At 76.3% G+C, this 16215-nt stretch carries 11 protein-coding genes; 7 read left to right on the top strand and 4 right to left on the bottom strand.

The annotated features are described in order from the left end of the window. From ACFYUV_RS29040 to ACFYUV_RS29020, 5 genes are read left to right on the top strand one after another with little or no spacing between them, the layout of a single operon-like run. Positions 1-648, top strand: a complete 648-nt coding sequence (locus ACFYUV_RS29040; protein WP_387673337.1) for an isochorismatase family protein — start codon at positions 1-3, stop codon at positions 646-648. Next, a complete protein-coding gene (locus tag ACFYUV_RS29035; RefSeq protein ID WP_387673335.1) occupies positions 641-859 on the top strand; it encodes a phosphopantetheine-binding protein in 219 nt (72 codons plus the stop codon). The genes ACFYUV_RS29040 and ACFYUV_RS29035 overlap by 8 nt, the downstream gene beginning before the upstream one ends. 43 nt (positions 860-902) lie before the next feature. Next, on the top strand, positions 903-8120 hold the full coding sequence (locus ACFYUV_RS29030) for an amino acid adenylation domain-containing protein (protein ID WP_387673332.1): 7218 nt from the start codon (positions 903-905) through the stop codon (positions 8118-8120). Beyond that, positions 8117-8311 carry an MbtH family protein gene (locus ACFYUV_RS29025; RefSeq protein ID WP_358297748.1) on the top strand — a complete coding sequence of 65 codons (195 nt, stop codon included), beginning with the start codon at positions 8117-8119 and terminating at the stop codon, positions 8309-8311. Before ACFYUV_RS29030 ends, ACFYUV_RS29025 begins: the two co-directional genes overlap by 4 nt. Beyond that, on the top strand, positions 8308-9552 hold the full coding sequence (locus tag ACFYUV_RS29020) for an MFS transporter (RefSeq protein WP_387673329.1): 1245 nt from the start codon (positions 8308-8310) through the stop codon (positions 9550-9552). The genes ACFYUV_RS29025 and ACFYUV_RS29020 overlap by 4 nt, the downstream gene beginning before the upstream one ends. Positions 9553-9667: 115 nt before the next feature. On the opposite strand, the gene ACFYUV_RS29015 is transcribed toward ACFYUV_RS29020, so the two are convergent. From ACFYUV_RS29015 to ACFYUV_RS29005, 3 genes are read right to left on the bottom strand one after another with little or no spacing between them, the layout of a single operon-like run. Further along, positions 9668-10783: an amidohydrolase gene (locus ACFYUV_RS29015; protein ID WP_387673326.1), complete on the bottom strand. Its 1116-nt coding sequence runs from the start codon at positions 10781-10783 to the stop codon at positions 9668-9670. Then, positions 10780-11871, bottom strand: coding sequence for an enterochelin esterase (fes, locus tag ACFYUV_RS29010; protein WP_387673323.1), 1092 nt, complete (start codon positions 11869-11871; stop codon positions 10780-10782). Before fes ends, ACFYUV_RS29015 begins: the two co-directional genes overlap by 4 nt. A 1-nt stretch (position 11872) precedes the next feature. Beyond that, the gene (locus ACFYUV_RS29005; RefSeq protein WP_387673320.1) at positions 11873-13957 is read right to left on the bottom strand and encodes an iron chelate uptake ABC transporter family permease subunit; all 2085 of its coding nucleotides are present in this window, start codon (positions 13955-13957) and stop codon (positions 11873-11875) included. Positions 13958-14016: 59 nt separating this feature from the next. On the opposite strand from ACFYUV_RS29005, the gene ACFYUV_RS29000 reads away from it, so the two are divergent. Beyond that, positions 14017-15000: an ABC transporter substrate-binding protein gene (locus ACFYUV_RS29000; RefSeq protein ID WP_387673317.1), complete on the top strand. Its 984-nt coding sequence runs from the start codon at positions 14017-14019 to the stop codon at positions 14998-15000. A gap of 77 nt (positions 15001-15077) precedes the next feature. Then, the gene (locus tag ACFYUV_RS28995; protein ID WP_358297736.1) at positions 15078-15533 is read left to right on the top strand and encodes a VOC family protein; all 456 of its coding nucleotides are present in this window, start codon (positions 15078-15080) and stop codon (positions 15531-15533) included. A gap of 52 nt (positions 15534-15585) precedes the next feature. Here the strand turns inward: ACFYUV_RS28995 and ACFYUV_RS28990 are convergent, their stop codons facing one another. Continuing rightward, positions 15586-16176, bottom strand: coding sequence for a helix-turn-helix domain-containing protein (locus ACFYUV_RS28990; protein WP_387673313.1), 591 nt, complete (start codon positions 16174-16176; stop codon positions 15586-15588). Positions 16177-16215 lie beyond the last annotated feature (39 nt).

Here is a 16215-nt window from a genome sequence, read left to right as displayed (position 1 = left end):
ATGCCGATCCCCAGGATCGAACCGTACGCCATGCCGTCCGAGCTCCCGGCCAACCGGGTGGACTGGCGGCCCGACCCGCGCCGGGCCGTGCTGCTCGTGCACGACATGCAGAACTACTTCCTGCGCGCCTTCACCCCCGGCCGCTCGCCGATGGTCGAGCTGATGGCCAACGTGCTGGCGCTGCGCGAGCGGTGCGCCGAGCTGGGCGTGCCCGTCGTCTACTCCGCCCAGCCCGGCGCCCAGAGCGCCGAGCAGCGCGGCCTGCTGCTGGACTTCTGGGGCACCGGCATCGGCGCCGACCCGCGCGAGGCCGCGATCGCCGACGAACTGGCGCCCGGCGACGGCGACGTGCTGCTCACCAAGTGGCGCTACAGCGCCTACCAGCGCACCGGGCTCGCCGAGCTGATGGCCGGGCAGGGTCGCGACCAGCTCGTCATCTGCGGGGTGTACGCCCACATCGGCGTGCTGATGACCGCCTGTGAGGCGTTCATGCGGGACGTGCAGGCGTTCGTCGTCGCCGACGCCGTCGCCGACTTCTCCCGGCAGCACCACGAGATGGCCCTCACTTACGCCGCCGAGCGGTGCGCCGTCACCACCACGACCACCCGCGTCAGCCGCGCCCTGTCGGGGGCGGTGGCCGGTGTCTGAGGCCGAGGAGCGCCTGCGCGCCCAGATCGCCGGCCTGCTGTACGTCGAGCCCGCCGAGCTCGGCCCGCACGACGACCTGCTGGACGCCGGCCTGGACTCCATCAGGGTGATGACGCTCATCGAGGCGTGGAAGCGGGAGGGCCGCGACATCGGCTTCCCCGACCTCGTGGACCGGCCCACCATCGCGGCCTGGGCGGAGCTGCTCACGTGACCGCCGTCCCGACCCGTCCCCGCGTTCCCGAGGAGCGGCCCGCGTGACCCTGCAGACCATGCCGCTCACGGGCGCCCAGGCCGGGATCTGGCTCGCCCAGCGCCTGGACCCCGCCAACCCCGTCTACAACGCCGCGGACCGCATCGACCTGCGCGGCCCGCTCGACCCGGCCCTCTTCGCGCGGGCGCTGGAACGCTGCCTGGCCGAGGCCGAGCCGCTGCGCGTGCGCTTCACCGCCGAACCGGCCCAGTACCTGCCCGACTACGACTCGCTGCGCGGCTGCCTGACCGTGCTGGACCTGCGCGGCGAGCCCGACCCTGAGGCCGCGGCCGACGCCTGGATGCGGGCCGACCTGGCCGCGCCCGTGGACGTCGTCACCGGCCCCCTGTCGCGGCACGCGCTGCTGCGCCTGGCCGGCGACCACCACGTCTGGTACCTGCGGGCCCACCACATCCTCATCGACGCCTACGCCCTGTCGATGCTGGTCGGCCGGACCGCCGACATCTACACGGCGCTGGCCGACGGGCTGGCGCCGGGGGCGGGGCCGTTCGGGTCGATGGCGGCGCTGCTGGCCGAGGAGGAGGCGTACCTGGCCTCGGAACGGCGGGCCGGCGACCGGGCGTACTGGCTGGAGCGGCTGGCCGGCGCCCCCGAGCCCGCCGGGCTCGCCGGGACGCCCGCCTTGTCGGCCCGCGAGGTCGCCGGGCTCGCCGGGACGCCCCCCTTGTCGGCCCGTGAGGTCGTACGGCGGCGCGCCGTCCTGCCGTCCCTGCCCCGGTGGGACGCCCTGGCCCGCGCCGCCCGCGCCACCTGGGCCGACGTCGCCGCCGCCGGCCTGGCCTGCTACGTGGGACGGCTCACCGGCGGCACCGACGTGCTGGTCGGGCTGCCGCTGATGAACCGCACCGGGGCCGCCGTCCGCGTGCCGTGCCTGACGGTCAACGTGCTGCCGGTCCGGCTCGACGTACGGCCCGCGCGCACGGTCGGCGACCTGGTCGGGCAGGCCGCCCGCCGGATCGCCGAGGCCCGCCGCCACGGCCGCTACCGCATCGAGGACCTGCGCCGCGACCTGGGACTCGGCGGGACGTCGCGGGCCCTGTTCGGCCCGCTGCTCAACATCAAGCCGTTCCCGGCCGAGACGAAGTTCGGCAACGCGACCGGCACCGTCACCAACCTGGCCGCCGGACCGGTGGACGACCTGGCCGTGGCCCTGCTGCCCGACGGCGACCGCCTCACCCTGGAACTCGACGGCAACGCCGCCCGCTACGACCAGGCCGCGCTGGCCGCCCACACCCGACGCCTGGCCGGCTTCCTCACCACCCTGACCGGCGCCTCCCCGGACACCCCGCTCGGCCGCCTCCCCCTCCTCACCGCCGACGACCGCGCGGCCCTTCCCCCCGAAGCCCCACCACGAACCGGCCACGCCACCCGCCACGCCACCCGTCGCGCCACCGGCCCCGCCACCGGTCGCGCCACCAGGCGGGCCGACGGCCGCACGGACGGCCGCACGGACGGCCGGACCGCCGGGCGGACAGACGGCCAGACCGCTGGGCGGACCGCTGGGCGGACCGTGGTGGACGCCTTCCTGGAACGCGTCCGGCTGACGCCCGCCGAGACGGCCCTGGTGTGCGACGGCGACAGGCTCACCTACGAGGAGCTGGGCGCGCGGGTGGACCGGCTGGCCCGGCGGCTGGCCGCCGGCGGCGCGGGCCCGGAGCGGGTCGTGGCCGTCGTCCTGCCGCGCTCGGCCGAGCTGGTGGTGGCGCTGCTGGCGGTGCTGCGCAGCGGCGCGGCCTTCCTGCCGGTGGACCCCTCCTACCCGGCGGAGCGGCGCGCCCTCATGCTGGCCGACGCCGCCCCGTCCGTCGTGCTCACCCCCGGCTGGGCCGGGAACGCCCCAGGTTGGGCGGGGGACGCCCCAGGCTGGGCCGGGGACGCCTCCGGCACGCCGGATCCGCTGCCTCTCCCCGGGCCGGGCGACGCCGCGTACGTCATCTACACCTCCGGCTCCACCGGCCGGCCCAAGGGCGTCGTGGGCACCCACGGCGGGCTCGCCGCCCTCCTGGACTCCCACCGCGAGCGCCTGTTCCCGGACGGCGGGCGGCTGCGCGTCGCGCACACCGCGTCGTTCTCGTTCGACGCCTCGCTGGACCCGCTGCTGTGGATGATCGGCGGCCACGAGCTGCACCTGCTCGGCGACGACCGCTACCGCGACCCCGAGGCCCTGACCGCCTACGTCCGCGAGCACGGCGTCGACTACCTGGACCTGACCCCCTCCCACCTGAAGGAGCTGCCCGGCCTGCTGGCCGAGCCGCCGCGCGTCGTCGTGGTCGGCGGCGAGGCCGTGCCCGGCCCGCTGTGGCGGGCGCTGCGCGAGCGCACGTTCGCCGTCAACCACTACGGCCCCACCGAGGCCACCGTGGACGCCTACACCTGGCTCGGCGACGGCTCGGAAGGGCCCACCGCGGGCTCGTCGGCGCACGTGCTCGACGACGCGCTGCAACCGGCGCCGCCGGGCGCCGTCGGCGAGCTGTACCTGGCGGGGGAGGGGCTGGCCCGCGGCTACCTCGGGCGTCCCGACCTGACGGCCGAGCGGTTCGTCGCCGGTCCCGGCGGGTCACGGCTGTACCGGACGGGCGACCGCGCCCGCTGGGCCTCCCCCGGACGGCTGGAGCTGCTGGGCCGGGCCGACGACCAGGTCAAGGTACGCGGCGTGCGGATCGAGCCGGCCGAGGTCGAGGCGGTGCTGGAGGAGCACCCGTCGGTGGCCGCGGCCGCGGTCGCCGCCCACTCCGGCCGCCTGGTCGCCTACGTCATCCCCAGCCCACCCGGCGCGGACCTCCCGACCGGCGCGGAGCTGCTGCGGTTCGCGGCCGCGCGGTTGCCTGCCGGGATGACGCCCGCCCAGGTCGTCACCCTGGAGGCGCTGCCCCGTACGCCCAACGGCAAGCTCGACCGGGCCGCCCTCCCCGCCCCCGAGGCCAGGGCCGCCACCGGCCGCGGGCCCGCGAACGCCGCCGAGGAGACCATGTGCGCGCTGTTCGCCGAGGTGCTGAACCTCCCGGCGGCGGGCCCCGAGGACGGCTTCTTCGACCTGGGCGGCCACTCGCTGCTGGCCGCCCGCCTCACCGTGCGCATCAGGGAGACCTTCGGCGCCGCCGTGCCGATCAGGACCGTGTTCGACGCCCCCACCCCGGCCGGGCTCGCGGCCCGGCTCGGCGTCACCGCCGCCCCCCGGCCGCCCCTGTTCCCGTCCCCGCGGACCGGGCCGGCGGCGATGCGGCCCGACCCGGTGCCGCTGTCGTCCGCGCAGGCCAGGCTCTGGTTCCTGTACCGGATGGAGGGGCCCAGCCCGACGTACAACATCCCGCTGGCGCTGCGGCTCGGCGGCGACGTGGACCGCGCCGCGCTGCGGGCCGCGCTCGACGACGTCGTGGCCCGGCACGAGATCCTGCGCACGGTCTTCCCCGAACGCGACGGCGTCCCCTGCCAGCGGGTCCTGGACCGGCACAGCGTCCCGATGCCCGTCTGGCAGCCGGCCGAGCCCGCCGCGGCCATGCGCCGGATCGCCCGCCGCGGCTTCGACCTGGCCGCCGAGCCGCCCTTCCGCGCCCACCTGCTGCGGCTCGGGCGCGACGAGCACGTGCTGATGCTCGTCCTGCACCACATCGCGGGCGACGGCTGGTCGGCGGGGCCGCTGGTCGGGGACCTGAGGGCGGCCTACGAGGCCCGCCGGAGCGGACAGGCGCCGGCGTTCGGGCCGCCGCCCGTCCAGTACGCCGACTACACGCTGTGGCAGCGCGACCTGCCCCTGACCGGCCTGGAACACTGGCGGGCCACGCTGGCCGGCCTGCCGGACCGGCTCGACCTGCCCTTCGACCGGCCACGGCCCGCCGTGCTGGGCGGCGCGGGCGGCACGGTCCCCGTGACGTTCCGGCCCGCCCTCATGGCCGAGGTCGAGGCGCTGGCCCGCCGCGCCCGCGCCAGCGTCTTCATGGTGCTGCACGCCGCCCTGGCCGCCCTGCTCACCCGGCTCGGCGCGGGCACCGACATCCCGATCGGCACGCCCGTCGCCGGCCGCGGCCACAGCGCCCTGGACGGCAGCGTCGGCTTCTACGTCAACACCCTCGTGCTGCGCGCCGACACCTCGGGCGACCCGTCGTTCGCCGAGTTGCTGGACCGGGTCAAGGCCGCCGACCTGACCGCGTTCGACCACGCCGAGCTGCCCTTCGACCGGCTCGTCGAGGCGCTCAACCCGCCCAGGTCGCGCGACCGGCACCCGCTGTTCCAGGTCATGCTCGTCCACCAGGACGCCGCCGAACCGCCCGGCGTCGAGGTCGTCCACACCGGGACGGCGAAGTTCGACCTGACCCTGAACGTCGGCCCGTCCGGCGCGGGGTTCCTGGAGTACAACCGCGACCTGTTCGACCGGGCCACCGCCCGCGCCCTCGCCGGCCGGCTGACCCGCCTGCTGGAACAGGCGGTGGCCGATCCGGACCGGCCGCTCGGCTCGTACGACCTGCTCGACGCCGCCGAACGCCGCACCCTGGTCGAGGAGTGGAACGGCGACCTGGTCAGCGAGCCCGGCGGCACCCTGCCCGGCCTCTTCGAGGCCCAGGCCCGCCGCACCCCGGACGCCGTCGCCGTGGACACCTGGACGTACGCCGAGCTGAACGCGCGCGCCAACCGGCTGGCGCACAAGCTCATCGCCCACGGCGCCCGGCCCGGCGCCGTCGTCGCGCTGTCGCTGCCCCGCTCGCCCGACCTGGTGGCGGCGCTGCTCGCGGTGGTCAAGACGGGCGCGGCCTACCTGCCGCTCGACCCGTCCCACCCGGCCGCCAGGACCGACCACATGATCGCCGACGCCGGGCCGGTGTGCGTCGTGGACGCGTCCTGGCTGGGCGACCTCGGCGACTGGCTGGACCACGACCCGGAGCGCGACCTGCGTCCGGGGGACGCCGCGTACGTCATCTACACCAGCGGCTCCACCGGGCGGCCCAAGGGCGTGGTCGTCACCCACCACAACGTCGTCCGGCTGCTGTCGGCCACCGACGCGTGGTTCGGGTTCGGCCCCGGCGACGTGTGGACGCTGTTCCACTCCTACGCCTTCGACTTCTCGGTGTGGGAGTTGTGGGGCGCCCTGCTGTACGGCGGCCGCCTGGTCGTGGTGCCGTACGAGACCAGCCGGTCCCCGGGCGACCTGCTCGCCCTGCTGGAACGCGAGCGGGTCACCGTGCTCAACCAGACGCCGTCGGCGTTCTACCAGCTCATCGCCGCCGACGACGGCCGCGACCTGGCCCTGCGGTACGTGATCTTCGGCGGCGAGGCGCTGGAGCCCGCCCGCCTCGCCCCCTGGCGGGCCCGCCGCCCGGCCGGGCCGCGGCTGGTCAACATGTACGGCATCACCGAGACGACCGTGCACGTCACCCATCACGTGCTGCCGCCCGGCGAGCAGCACGGCAGCCCGATCGGGCGCGGCATCCCGGACCTGCGGGTCTACGTCCTGGACGACCGCCTGCGGCCGGTGCCTCCCGGCGTGGTCGGCGAGCTGTACGTCGCCGGGGACGGCCTCGCCCGCGGCTACCTCGGCCGGCCCGGTCTTACCGCCGAACGGTTCGTCGCCGACCCCTTCGGACGGCCCGGCACCCGCATGTACCGCTCCGGCGACCTGGCCAGATGGCGCGCCGACGGCACGCTCGACTACGCGGGCCGCGCCGACCAGCAGGTCAAGGTGCGCGGCTTCCGCATCGAGCCGGGCGAGGTCGAGGCGGCCCTGCTGCGGCACCCGTCGGTCGCCCAGGCCGCCGTGATCGTCCGCGAGGACCGCCCCGGCGACCAGCGCCTCACCGCCTACATCGTCCCACCCGCCGCAACCGCCCCCGCCGCAACCGCCCCCGCCGCAACCGCCCCCGCCGGAACCGCCCCCGCCGGAACCGCCTCCGAGGGATTCACCTCCGAGGGGCCCGCTTCCGAGGGGCCCGCTTCCGAGGGGCCCGCCTTCGCCGCGGACGCCGACGTGGGGGAGGTGCGGGCGTTCGTGGCGCGGGTGCTGCCCGGCTACATGGTGCCGGCCGCCGTCGTCCGGGTGCCCGCGCTGCCGCTCACCGTGAACGGCAAGCTCGACCGCGCCGCCCTGCCCGCCCCCGAGGTCCCCACCGGCGGCGGCCGGCTGCCGGACGGGCCGCGCGAGGAGGCGATGTGCGCGCTGTTCGCCGAGGTGCTCGGCCTGCCCCGGGTCGGCGTGGACGACGGCTTCTTCGACCTCGGCGGCCACTCCCTGCTCGCGGTCCGGCTGGTGGCCAGGGTCAAGGAGGTGTTCGGCGCCGAGGTGTCCGTCGGCGCGCTGTTCGAGGCGCCGACCGCCGCCGCGCTCACCGCCCTGGCACAGGGCGGCGCGCGCACCGACCCGCTGCGGACGCTGCTGCCGCTGCGCGAGTCCGGCTCCCGCCCGCCGCTGTTCTGCGTGCACCCGGCGGGCGGGCTGAGCTGGTGCTACGGCGGCCTCCTCCGGCACGTCCGGGACCGCCCGATCTACGGGCTGCAGGCCCGCCGCGACCACCTGCCCACCTCGCTGCGCCGCCTGGCCGCCGACTACGTGGCCCAGCTCAGGCTGGTGCGCCCGCGCGGCCCCTACCACCTGCTGGGCTGGTCCACCGGCGGGATCATCGCCCAGGAGATGGCCGTGCAGCTCCGGCTGGCCGGGCAGGAGGTCGCGCTGCTGGCCGTCCTGGACGCCTACCCCGCCGAGGGCATGCGCGACCTGCCGCCGTCCGACGAGGCCGAGGCGCTGGAGGCGCTGCTCACGATGGCCGGCTTCGCCCCCGACGCCGCCCTCACGCTGGAGCGGGTGGCGGAGATCCTGCGCCGCGAGTCCAGCCCCCTGGCCGGGCTGCCGGCCGGGACGCTGGCCGAGCTGAAGGACCTCTACCTCAACACCAACCGCCTCGTCCGCGCCCTCGACACCCGCCGCTTCGACGGCGACGTGCTGTTCTTCCGCGCCACCGTCGACACGGTGGACGACACCCTGACCGCGGACGCCTGGCGCCCGCACGTCGGCGGCACGATCGAGACGCACGACGTGGCCTGCAGCCACAAGGACATGACACAGCCGGGCCCGATCGCCGAGATCGCCGCGATCGTCGCCGCCCGCCTCGACCACCTCGACCGCCTCGATCATCTCGACCACCTCGACGGAATCGACCGACCAGGCGGCCCCGGCCCCCGTGGCGCCGCCCCCGCGACCCAGGAGCACACCCCGTGAACCCCTTCGACGACCCGGACGGGCAGTTCCTCGTCCTGGCCAACGACGAGGACCAGCACTCCCTGTGGCCCTCCTTCGCCGCCGTCCCCGACGGCTGGTCGGTGCGCTTCGGGCCGGACGGCCGGGCCGCCTGCCTGGCCTACGTCCAGGCGTCCTGGACCGACCTGCGCCCCCGCAGCCTGCGCCGGTGAGGGGCCGCGTACTGGCCGCCTACGTCACGGCGATGTGCGTGAGCGGCCTGGACGCGACGATCGTCAACCCGGCGCTGTTCGCCGTCGCGGCCGACCTCGGCGTGCCGCCCGCCGCGGCGAACGCCGTGGAGTCGGCGTTCCTGGCCAGCCTCGCGATCGCCATGCCGGTCGCCGGCTGGCTGTGCGACCGGTACGGCGCGTCGCGCGTCTTCCTGGCCGCGCTCGCCGCGTTCACGGCGGCCTCCGGGCTGTGCGCGCTGTCGTGGGACCTGGGGTCGCTGGTGTGCTTCCGGGTGCTGCAGGGAGCGGCGGGCGGCGTCCTGACGCCCGCCGGGATGGCCATGTTGTTCGCCGCCTACGCCCCCGAGGAGCGCATGCGGCTGTCCCGGCACATCGTGGTGCCGACCGCGCTCGCGCCCGCGCTCGGTCCGGTGCTCGGCGGCCTGCTGGCCGACACGCTCTCGTGGCGCTGGGCGTTCCTGGTCAACCTGCCGCTCGGCGCGGCGGCCCTGCTCACCGGCGCCGCCGCGCCGCGGCCCGCCCCCGGCACGGGCGGCGGGACGGGCGGCGGGACGGGCGGGGGCACGGGCGGCGGGAGGTCCAAGGGCACGGGCGGGAGCACGGGGGGCGGATGGCTGGACGTGCGCGACGTGCTGCTGGCCGACCGCGGTTTCCTGCGCGGCGCGGCCACCGCCACGCTGTCGGCCGCCGGGCTGCTCGGCATGCTGTTCGCCTTCCCCCTGATGTACCAGGACGCGCTGGCGGCCACGGCCACCGACGCCGGTCTCGTCGTCTTCCCCGAGGCGCTGGGGCTCATGGCCGCCGGGTTCCTGGTGGACCGCGCCTGCGCCCGCTGGGGCGAGCGGCGGGTGGTGGCGGCCGGGCTGCTCGGCGGCGCGGCGCTGTTCGCGTTCCTCGCGCTGGCCGAGCCGGGCCCCTGGACGCTGCGGGCCGTCATGTTCGCCGTGGGCCTGGTGCTCGGGCAGGCTGTGACGGCGGTGCAGGTGTCGGCGTTCACGACGGTCGGGCCGCAGGTGATGGGCCGGGCCATGACCCTGTTCCAGTCGCTGCGCATGCTCGGCGGCGGGCTCGGCGTCGGCGTGTGCGCCGCGGCCGCGGCCCTGGCCGGGTACCGCGCCGCACTGCTGGCCGCCGCGGCGTTCCTGCTGGCCGCCTGCGGCACCGCGGCGCTGCTCCGGCCCGCCGCGGTCACCGCGCGCAAGGCCGAACCCACCGGCTGAGCACCAAGCCGGCGGCCGGCCGGGGCTACGGGGTGAGCGCCAGGTCGGCGACCGTGCGGGTGCCGCGCGACTACCGGGTGAGCGCCAGGTCTGCGATCGTGCGGGACGTCCGGGGCTACGGGGTGAGCGCCAGGTCGGCGGCTGTCAGTGCGAGCAGGACGGCCGCCTCCACCAGCGCGCGGTCGGCCGCCGGGGCCGCCGCCGCGGCCGCGAACCCCGGCTCGTGCGGCGCGGCCCCGCCCGCCCCGATGTCCAGCATGGGGTGGACGGCGGGCACGACGTGCGACACGTTCCCCATGTCCGTCACCGCGAACGGCTCACGCTCCACCGGCCCCGGGCGGCCCAGCGCGGCGGCGTTGGCCGCGTACAGACGGGCCAGGGCGGCGTCGTCGCGGAAGTCCAGGTAGTCGGGCTCCGGCCGGGTCAGCCGCAGCTCGCAGCCGGTCGCCGTCGCCGCGCCGCGGAAGCAGGACTCCACCCGCGCCCGCAGCCCCGCCAGGTCCCGCGCGGCGGCGGCCCTGATCTCGTAGGAGGCCGTGGACCTGGCCGGGATGACGTTGGGGGCCTCGCCCGCCGAGGTGACCACGCCGTGCACGCGCAGGTCGCGCGGGAGCTGCTGGCGCAGCAGGCCGATCGCCACCTGGGCCAGCGTCACCGCGTCGGCCGCGTTGCGGCCCTCGTGCGGGGCGAGGGTCGCGTGCGCGGCCCGTCCGGTGTACTCGGCGTCCAGGGTGCCGAGCGCGAACGAGCGGAACCGGACGGTCTCGAACGGCCCGGGATGCACCATCATGGCGGCGTCCACGCCGTCGAACACCCCCGCCTCCAGCAGCAGCGCCTTGCCGCCGCCGCGTTCCTCGGCCGGGGTGCCGACGACCTTCACGGTCAGCCCCAGCTCGTCGGCGAACGGGGCCAGCGCCAGGCCCGCGCCGGCCGAGGCGGCGGCGATCACGTTGTGGCCGCAGGCGTGGCCGAGGCCGGGCAGCGCGTCGTACTCGGCGCAGAAGGCCACGGTCAGCGGGCCGCTGCCGAGAGAGGCGGAGAAGGCCGTCGGCAGGCCGCCCGCGCCCGCCGTCACCGCGAACCCGCCCGCTTCGAGCAGGCCCGCGGTCCAGGAGGCCGCCCGGTGCTCCTCGAACGCGGTCTCGGGGTGGGCGTGGATCCGGTGGCTGAGCGCGACCAGCTCGGGGGCGTGGGCCTCGGCGCGGCGGCGGATCGCGTCCCTGACGTTCACAGCCAGCCCGCCGCGAGGTCGGTGAGGCCGTCGGCCAGGCCGCCGAGCCAGCAGGCCGGGTCGTGGCCGCCGTTGTACTCGGTGTAGCTCACCTCGTACCCCTGGGCGGCGAGGGTGCCGGCGAAGCGGCGGTTCTCCTCCAGCAGCATCCACTCCAGCCGGCCGGCCTCGACGTGGAAGCGCACCGGCAGCCTCGGGACGGCGGCGTACCGGCGGGTCAGCCGTTCCGGATCCTCGTCGGGCCACCAGTACGACCCCGACTGCGACAGGACGTTGCCGAACCGTCCGGGCGCGAGGAGCGCGGCGTAGGAGGCGGTCAGCCCGCCGAGGCTCTGCCCCGCGATCACGGTCAGCCCCGGGTCGCTGGTCGCCCGCCACGTGCGCTCCGCCCACGGCAGCAGGTCGTCGGCCAGGTAGCGGACGAACGGCTCGTGGCAGGCCAGCTCCCGCAGCCGGGCCGGCCGGTCCACCGAGTCGGGCATCAGCACGACGAGCGGCGGGAGGCGGCCCTCGTTCACCAGATTGTCCAGGGTGGGCGCGACGCGCCCGGCCCACACCTCGCCGTCCAGCAGCACCACGACGGGAAGGGGACCGGCGGCCGGGCCGGGCGGCGTGTAGACCCACACCCGCCGCCCGCCCGACCGCGCCTGGCCGACCCGGCCGCGCGGCACGCCCGGCCGGCGCTCCCGGTACGGCTGCGGCGGCGCCTGCGGCAGCTCCAGCAACGATGAGGGACGCCGGTCCGGCGGGCCGGGCACGGTGAGCGGGTTGCCCGGATCCGGCACGGCCGTGCGCATGACCTGGAGCCAGGAGTCCCGGTCGGTGCCCGGCAGCCGGTCGCAGGGCAGGATCTGGTAGCCGGCCCGCAGGTCGGCGTCGAGCTCGTAGGTCAGGTGGAGCAGGTCGCTGCCCGGACGGCGGGTCATGACATGTCTGCTGATGTCGCCCGCGTGCCGGTCGCGGTCGGTCATCGTGTTGATCAGCACGACCGCCTGCTCGTGGCGCGACCTGGGCCGCCAGAGGAACGTCACCTTGCACCGGCCGGACGTGCCGGCGGGCTCGACGATCGGGGTGGTAACGGGTGTCATGTCACGGCCTCCGGTCCGACAGCAGGGTCCACAGCAGGAAGGGGCCGCCCAGGATGCTGGTCACGACGCCCACGGGGATCTCGGCGCCGTCGGCGGCCACGCGTCCGGCCGTGTCGGCGATCACGACCAGCGCCGCCCCGGTGAGCGGCGCGCCGACCAGGGGCAACCGGGCCGGTCCTGCCAGCCGGGCGGCGACGACGGGCGCGGCCAGGGCCACGAACGCGACGGGCCCGGCCACGCCCGCCGCCAGCCCGGCCAGTACGACGGCGAGCGCCAGCAGGGCGATCCTGGTCCGGCCCGGATCGACGCCGAGCCCGGCGCTGACGTCCTCGTCGAAGCGCAGCACCGCCACCCGGCGGGCCAGCGCGAGCGCGGCCGGGACCAGCACCGCCAGCCCGGCGGCCACGGGCAGGGCGACGGAGTAGCCGCGCCCGGCCAGGCTGCCCACGCTCCAGGAGTGCACGGCCGTGGCCGAGCCGAGCCCCTGCCAGGCCAGCAGCGACTGGGTGAGCGCGCCGGCCAGCGTGGTCAGCGCCAGCCCCGTCACGATGAACCGGTAACCCTGCCGGCCGACGCCGCCCGAGACGGCGAACACCGCCACGGCGGCGGCCAGCGCGCCCACGGGACCGATCCACCAGTGGGCGAACAGCGTGCCCGAGGCGGACGCCATCCCGGCGACCATGATGGCGATGACCGCGCCCTGGTTGATGCCGAGCATGTCGGGGGTGGCCAGCCGGTTGCGGGCCAGCGCCTGGGTCAGGCAGCCGGACAGCCCGAGCGCCGCCCCGGCCACCAGCCCCGCCACCACCCGCGGCAGCCTGATCTCCTGGACGAGCAGCACGTGCCCGCCCTCGCCCGCGCCCGCCAGGGCACTCAGCGCCTGCCCGGCCGTCATGCCCGACTGCCCGGCCGCCACCGCCGCCACGACGGCCACCGCGGTGACCGCCAGCAACACCGCCGCCGCCACGGAGGACCGTACGGGCACCAGCACCGACCAGCCCCGCCCCCGCACGACGCGCGCGTCGGAAGGCGAAGGCCCACCCGCCCGCGCTGCCCCGCGGGCGGGCCGCCGCCGCGGCGCGCGGGACGGGACCAGGTCACCGGGCCCGGCGGCCACCGCCCGCGACCGGGCCACCACGACGAGCACCGGCGCCCCCAGCACGGCGACCAGCAGCGCCACGGGCGCCTCGTACGGCCGCATGACCACCCGGGCCAGCACGTCGGCCCCCAGCAGCACCACCGCCCCGGCCAGCCCGGACAGCACGATCCGCGGCCCCACCCGCCCCCCGCCCAGGGACCTGGACAGGTAACCGGCCAGCAGGCCGAGGAAGCCGATCGGGCCGGCCACCGCGACCGCCGCGGCGCTGAGCAGCGTCACCGCCATCGTCACCCACAGCCGCGTGCGCCCCGGCCGGTGCCCGAGCGCGACGGCCAGGTCGTCGCCGAGCGCCAGCGCCGCCAGCGGCCGGGCCGCTACGGCCGCCATGACCAGCCCCGCCGCGACCGCCGGCGCGATCGCCAGCACCCGGTCCATGGGGATCCCGGCCAGCGAGCCGAGGATCCAGAACCGGTACTGGTCGAACGTGACCGGGTCGGCCACCAGCACGGCCGTGGTGATCCCGGTGAGCGTGGCCGACAGGGCGGCCCCGGCCAGCACCAGCTTCAGCGGCGAGAGCCGGGCCCCGATCGCGAGCACGACCCCGGTGGCCGGCAGCGCGCCGCCGAGCGCCCATCCCAGGTACGCGCCCCCGGTCTGCGCCCCGGCGGTGACGATCCCGGTCACCACGCCGAGGGCGGCGCCCGCGTTCACGCCGAGCAGCCCGGTCTCGGCCAGCGGGTTGCGGGTGACCGACTGCAGCAGCATGCCCGAGACCCCGAGCGCGGCGCCGACGACGAGGGCGGCCAGCGTCCGGGGCAGGCGCAGTGTGTCCACCACCATGCGCAGGTGGTCGTCCCCGCCGCCGCCGAGCAGGTGGTCGAGGACCTGCCCGGGGGCGACCCGGCCCGCGCCGGTGAGCATGGACGCCGCGCACAGGGCCAGCAGCGCGGCGGCGCCCAGTCCGAAGGCCCGGACTTGCGTAAACATAAGGTAAGGCTAACCTAAAAAAGGTAAGGCTTACCTCATTTCTTAGCTCGGGAGCTCGTATGGCCCCTCTCCGCAGGGTCGGCGGACTGCTCGTCGCCGCCGCCGCCGTCCTGACCGCCGTGGCGTGCGGCGCGTCCTCCGCACCCGCCGCGCCGGGCGCGTCCTCCGCACCCGCCGCGCCGGGCGCGTCCGCCGCCGCGGCGCCGGCCGTCCGGGAGGTCAAGGACGCCACCGGCACCCTGATCAAGGTCCCGGCCGAGCCCAAGCGCGTGGTCACCCTCACCCAGGAGGACCTGGACGCCGTCCTGGCCCTCGGCGTGACCCCGGTGGGCATCACCAACGGCCAGGGCATCGACACGCCGCCGGCCTACCTGGCCGACAAGGTGAAGGGCATCCCGGTCGTGGGCAACCTGCTGCAGCCGGTCATCGACAAGGTCGTCGAGGCCCGTCCGGACCTCATCCTCGCCGGCGACCTCCAGGACCAGCAGGTGCTCGACCAGCTCCGCAAGGTCACCCCGGCCACCGTGGTCACGATGGCCCCCGCCGACGACTGGAAGCTGTCGTTCATGGGCGTCGGCAACGCGCTCAACAAGCTGGACGCGGCCAGGAAGGTCATGGCCGACTACGACGCCCGCGTCGCCGCGGCCAAGGCCAGGATCAGGCCGGCCGAGGTGAGCATCGTGCGCTGGAACCCGCAGGGCCCGAGCTGGATGGAGAAGCGGCAGTTCGCCGGTTTTGTCGCCACCGACCTGGGCCTGACCCGTCCCGCCGCCCAGGACAAGGACGGCACCGCCCACTCCATGCCGCTCAGCCTGGAGGCGCTGTCGGACATCGACGGCGAATGGCTGTTCGTCTCCACGCTGACCACCGACGGCGAGAAGACGCTCGACGAGGTGCGGCGGACGCCCGCGTTCAAGGAGCTGAAAGCGGTCAGGGCGGGGCACGTCGTGCCGGTGAACGGCTCCGTCTGGAGCACCCGCGGCGCCCCGCTGGCCGCCGGCGTCGTCCTCGACGACCTGGTCAAGGCCCTGACCGCGGCCTGAACGAGCCAGGAAAGGGAATGTACCGGCCGCGGCGCGGGTTGGCGGGGGTGATCGTCCGCATCCGATGAGGAGAACCCATGAACGACCACCCCGACGCCCCGGCCGTCCGACAGCTCCGGCTGGTCGTCGAGGCGGAGGACTACGAGGCGGCGCTGACCTTCTACCGCGACGTGCTCGGCCTGCCCGAGGAGGCCGCCTACTCCTCCGGCGACGGCGCCCGCGTGGCCATCCTCGACGCGGGCCGGGCCACCCTGGAGATCGCGAACCCCGCCCAGAAGAAGATGATCGACGACGTCGAGGTGGGCCGGCAGGTGGCGCCCAAGCTCCGGGTCGCCTTCGAGGTGGACGACTCCCGTGCGACCACCGCCCGCCTGGTGTCGGCCGGCGCGGACGAGGTGGCCCCGCCCACGCTCACCCCCTGGCAGTCGCTCAACGCCCGCCTCGACGCGCCCGGCGGCCTGCACATCACCGTCTTCCAGGAGCTCGCCACCCCGGAGGAGCGCGAGCAGCTGGACGGCTTCGGCACCTCCTGACCGGCACGTCCCGAGCGGCGGCTCGTCGGGCGGTGGCTCGTCGGGCGGCGGCTCATCCGGCGGTGGGGCGGGCGCGCACGTGCATGCGCTCGCCCTGCCGCCCGAACAGGGCGAGCACCTCCGTGGGCTCGGGGCCGGGATTGGCGAACGCGTGCGGCACGCGGGTGTCGAACTCGGCCACCTCGCCCGCCGTCAGCAGCACGTCGTGCTCGCCGAGCAGCAGGCGCAGCCGCCCGGACAGGACGTAGAGCCACTCGTAGCCCTCGTGGGCCCGCTGCTCGTACTCGCCGTGCGGCCAGCCCGGCGGGTAGATGTGCTTGTACGCCTGGATCCCGCCCGGACGCCGGCTCAGCGGGATGTACGTCATGCCGTGCCGCGACACCGGCCGCAGGTGCACCCGCGGATCGCCGGTCGGCGGCACGTCGATGAGCTCGTCCAGCGGCACCTGGTGGGCGCGCGCCAGCGACAGCAGCAGCTCCAGCGTGGGCCGGCGGCCGCCCGACTCCAGCCGCGACAGCGTGCTGACCGAGATGCCCGTGGCCTCGGCGAGCTGGGCCAGCGTCACACCCCGCCGCTGCCGCAACGCCCGCAGCCGCGGCCCCACCGCGCGCAGGACCTCGTCGAGATCCGGTGTCTCGTCCATGCGGTCCAGCTTGCCATTTCGGCAACGACATTTGTCAAC

This window comes from Nonomuraea sp. NPDC003560, from assembly GCF_042878785.1.
GTDB lineage: Bacteria > Actinomycetota > Actinomycetes > Streptosporangiales > Streptosporangiaceae > Nonomuraea.
This window is presented reverse-complemented; position numbering and strand designations above follow the sequence as displayed.

Excerpts from the sequence above, each read along its gene's own strand:
- ACFYUV_RS29005 (WP_387673320.1), bottom strand. The coding sequence starts at position 13,957 with ATGTTTACGCAAGTCCGGGCCTTCGGACTGGGCGCCGCCGCGCTGCTG.
- fes (WP_387673323.1), bottom strand. The coding sequence starts at position 11,871 with ATGACACCCGTTACCACCCCGATCGTCGAGCCCGCCGGCACGTCCGGC.
- ACFYUV_RS28990 (WP_387673313.1), bottom strand. The coding sequence starts at position 16,176 with ATGGACGAGACACCGGATCTCGACGAGGTCCTGCGCGCGGTGGGGCCG.
- ACFYUV_RS28995 (WP_358297736.1), top strand. The coding sequence starts at position 15,078 with ATGAACGACCACCCCGACGCCCCGGCCGTCCGACAGCTCCGGCTGGTC.
- ACFYUV_RS29040 (WP_387673337.1), top strand. The coding sequence starts at position 1 with ATGCCGATCCCCAGGATCGAACCGTACGCCATGCCGTCCGAGCTCCCG.
- ACFYUV_RS29000 (WP_387673317.1), top strand. The coding sequence starts at position 14,017 with ATGGCCCCTCTCCGCAGGGTCGGCGGACTGCTCGTCGCCGCCGCCGCC.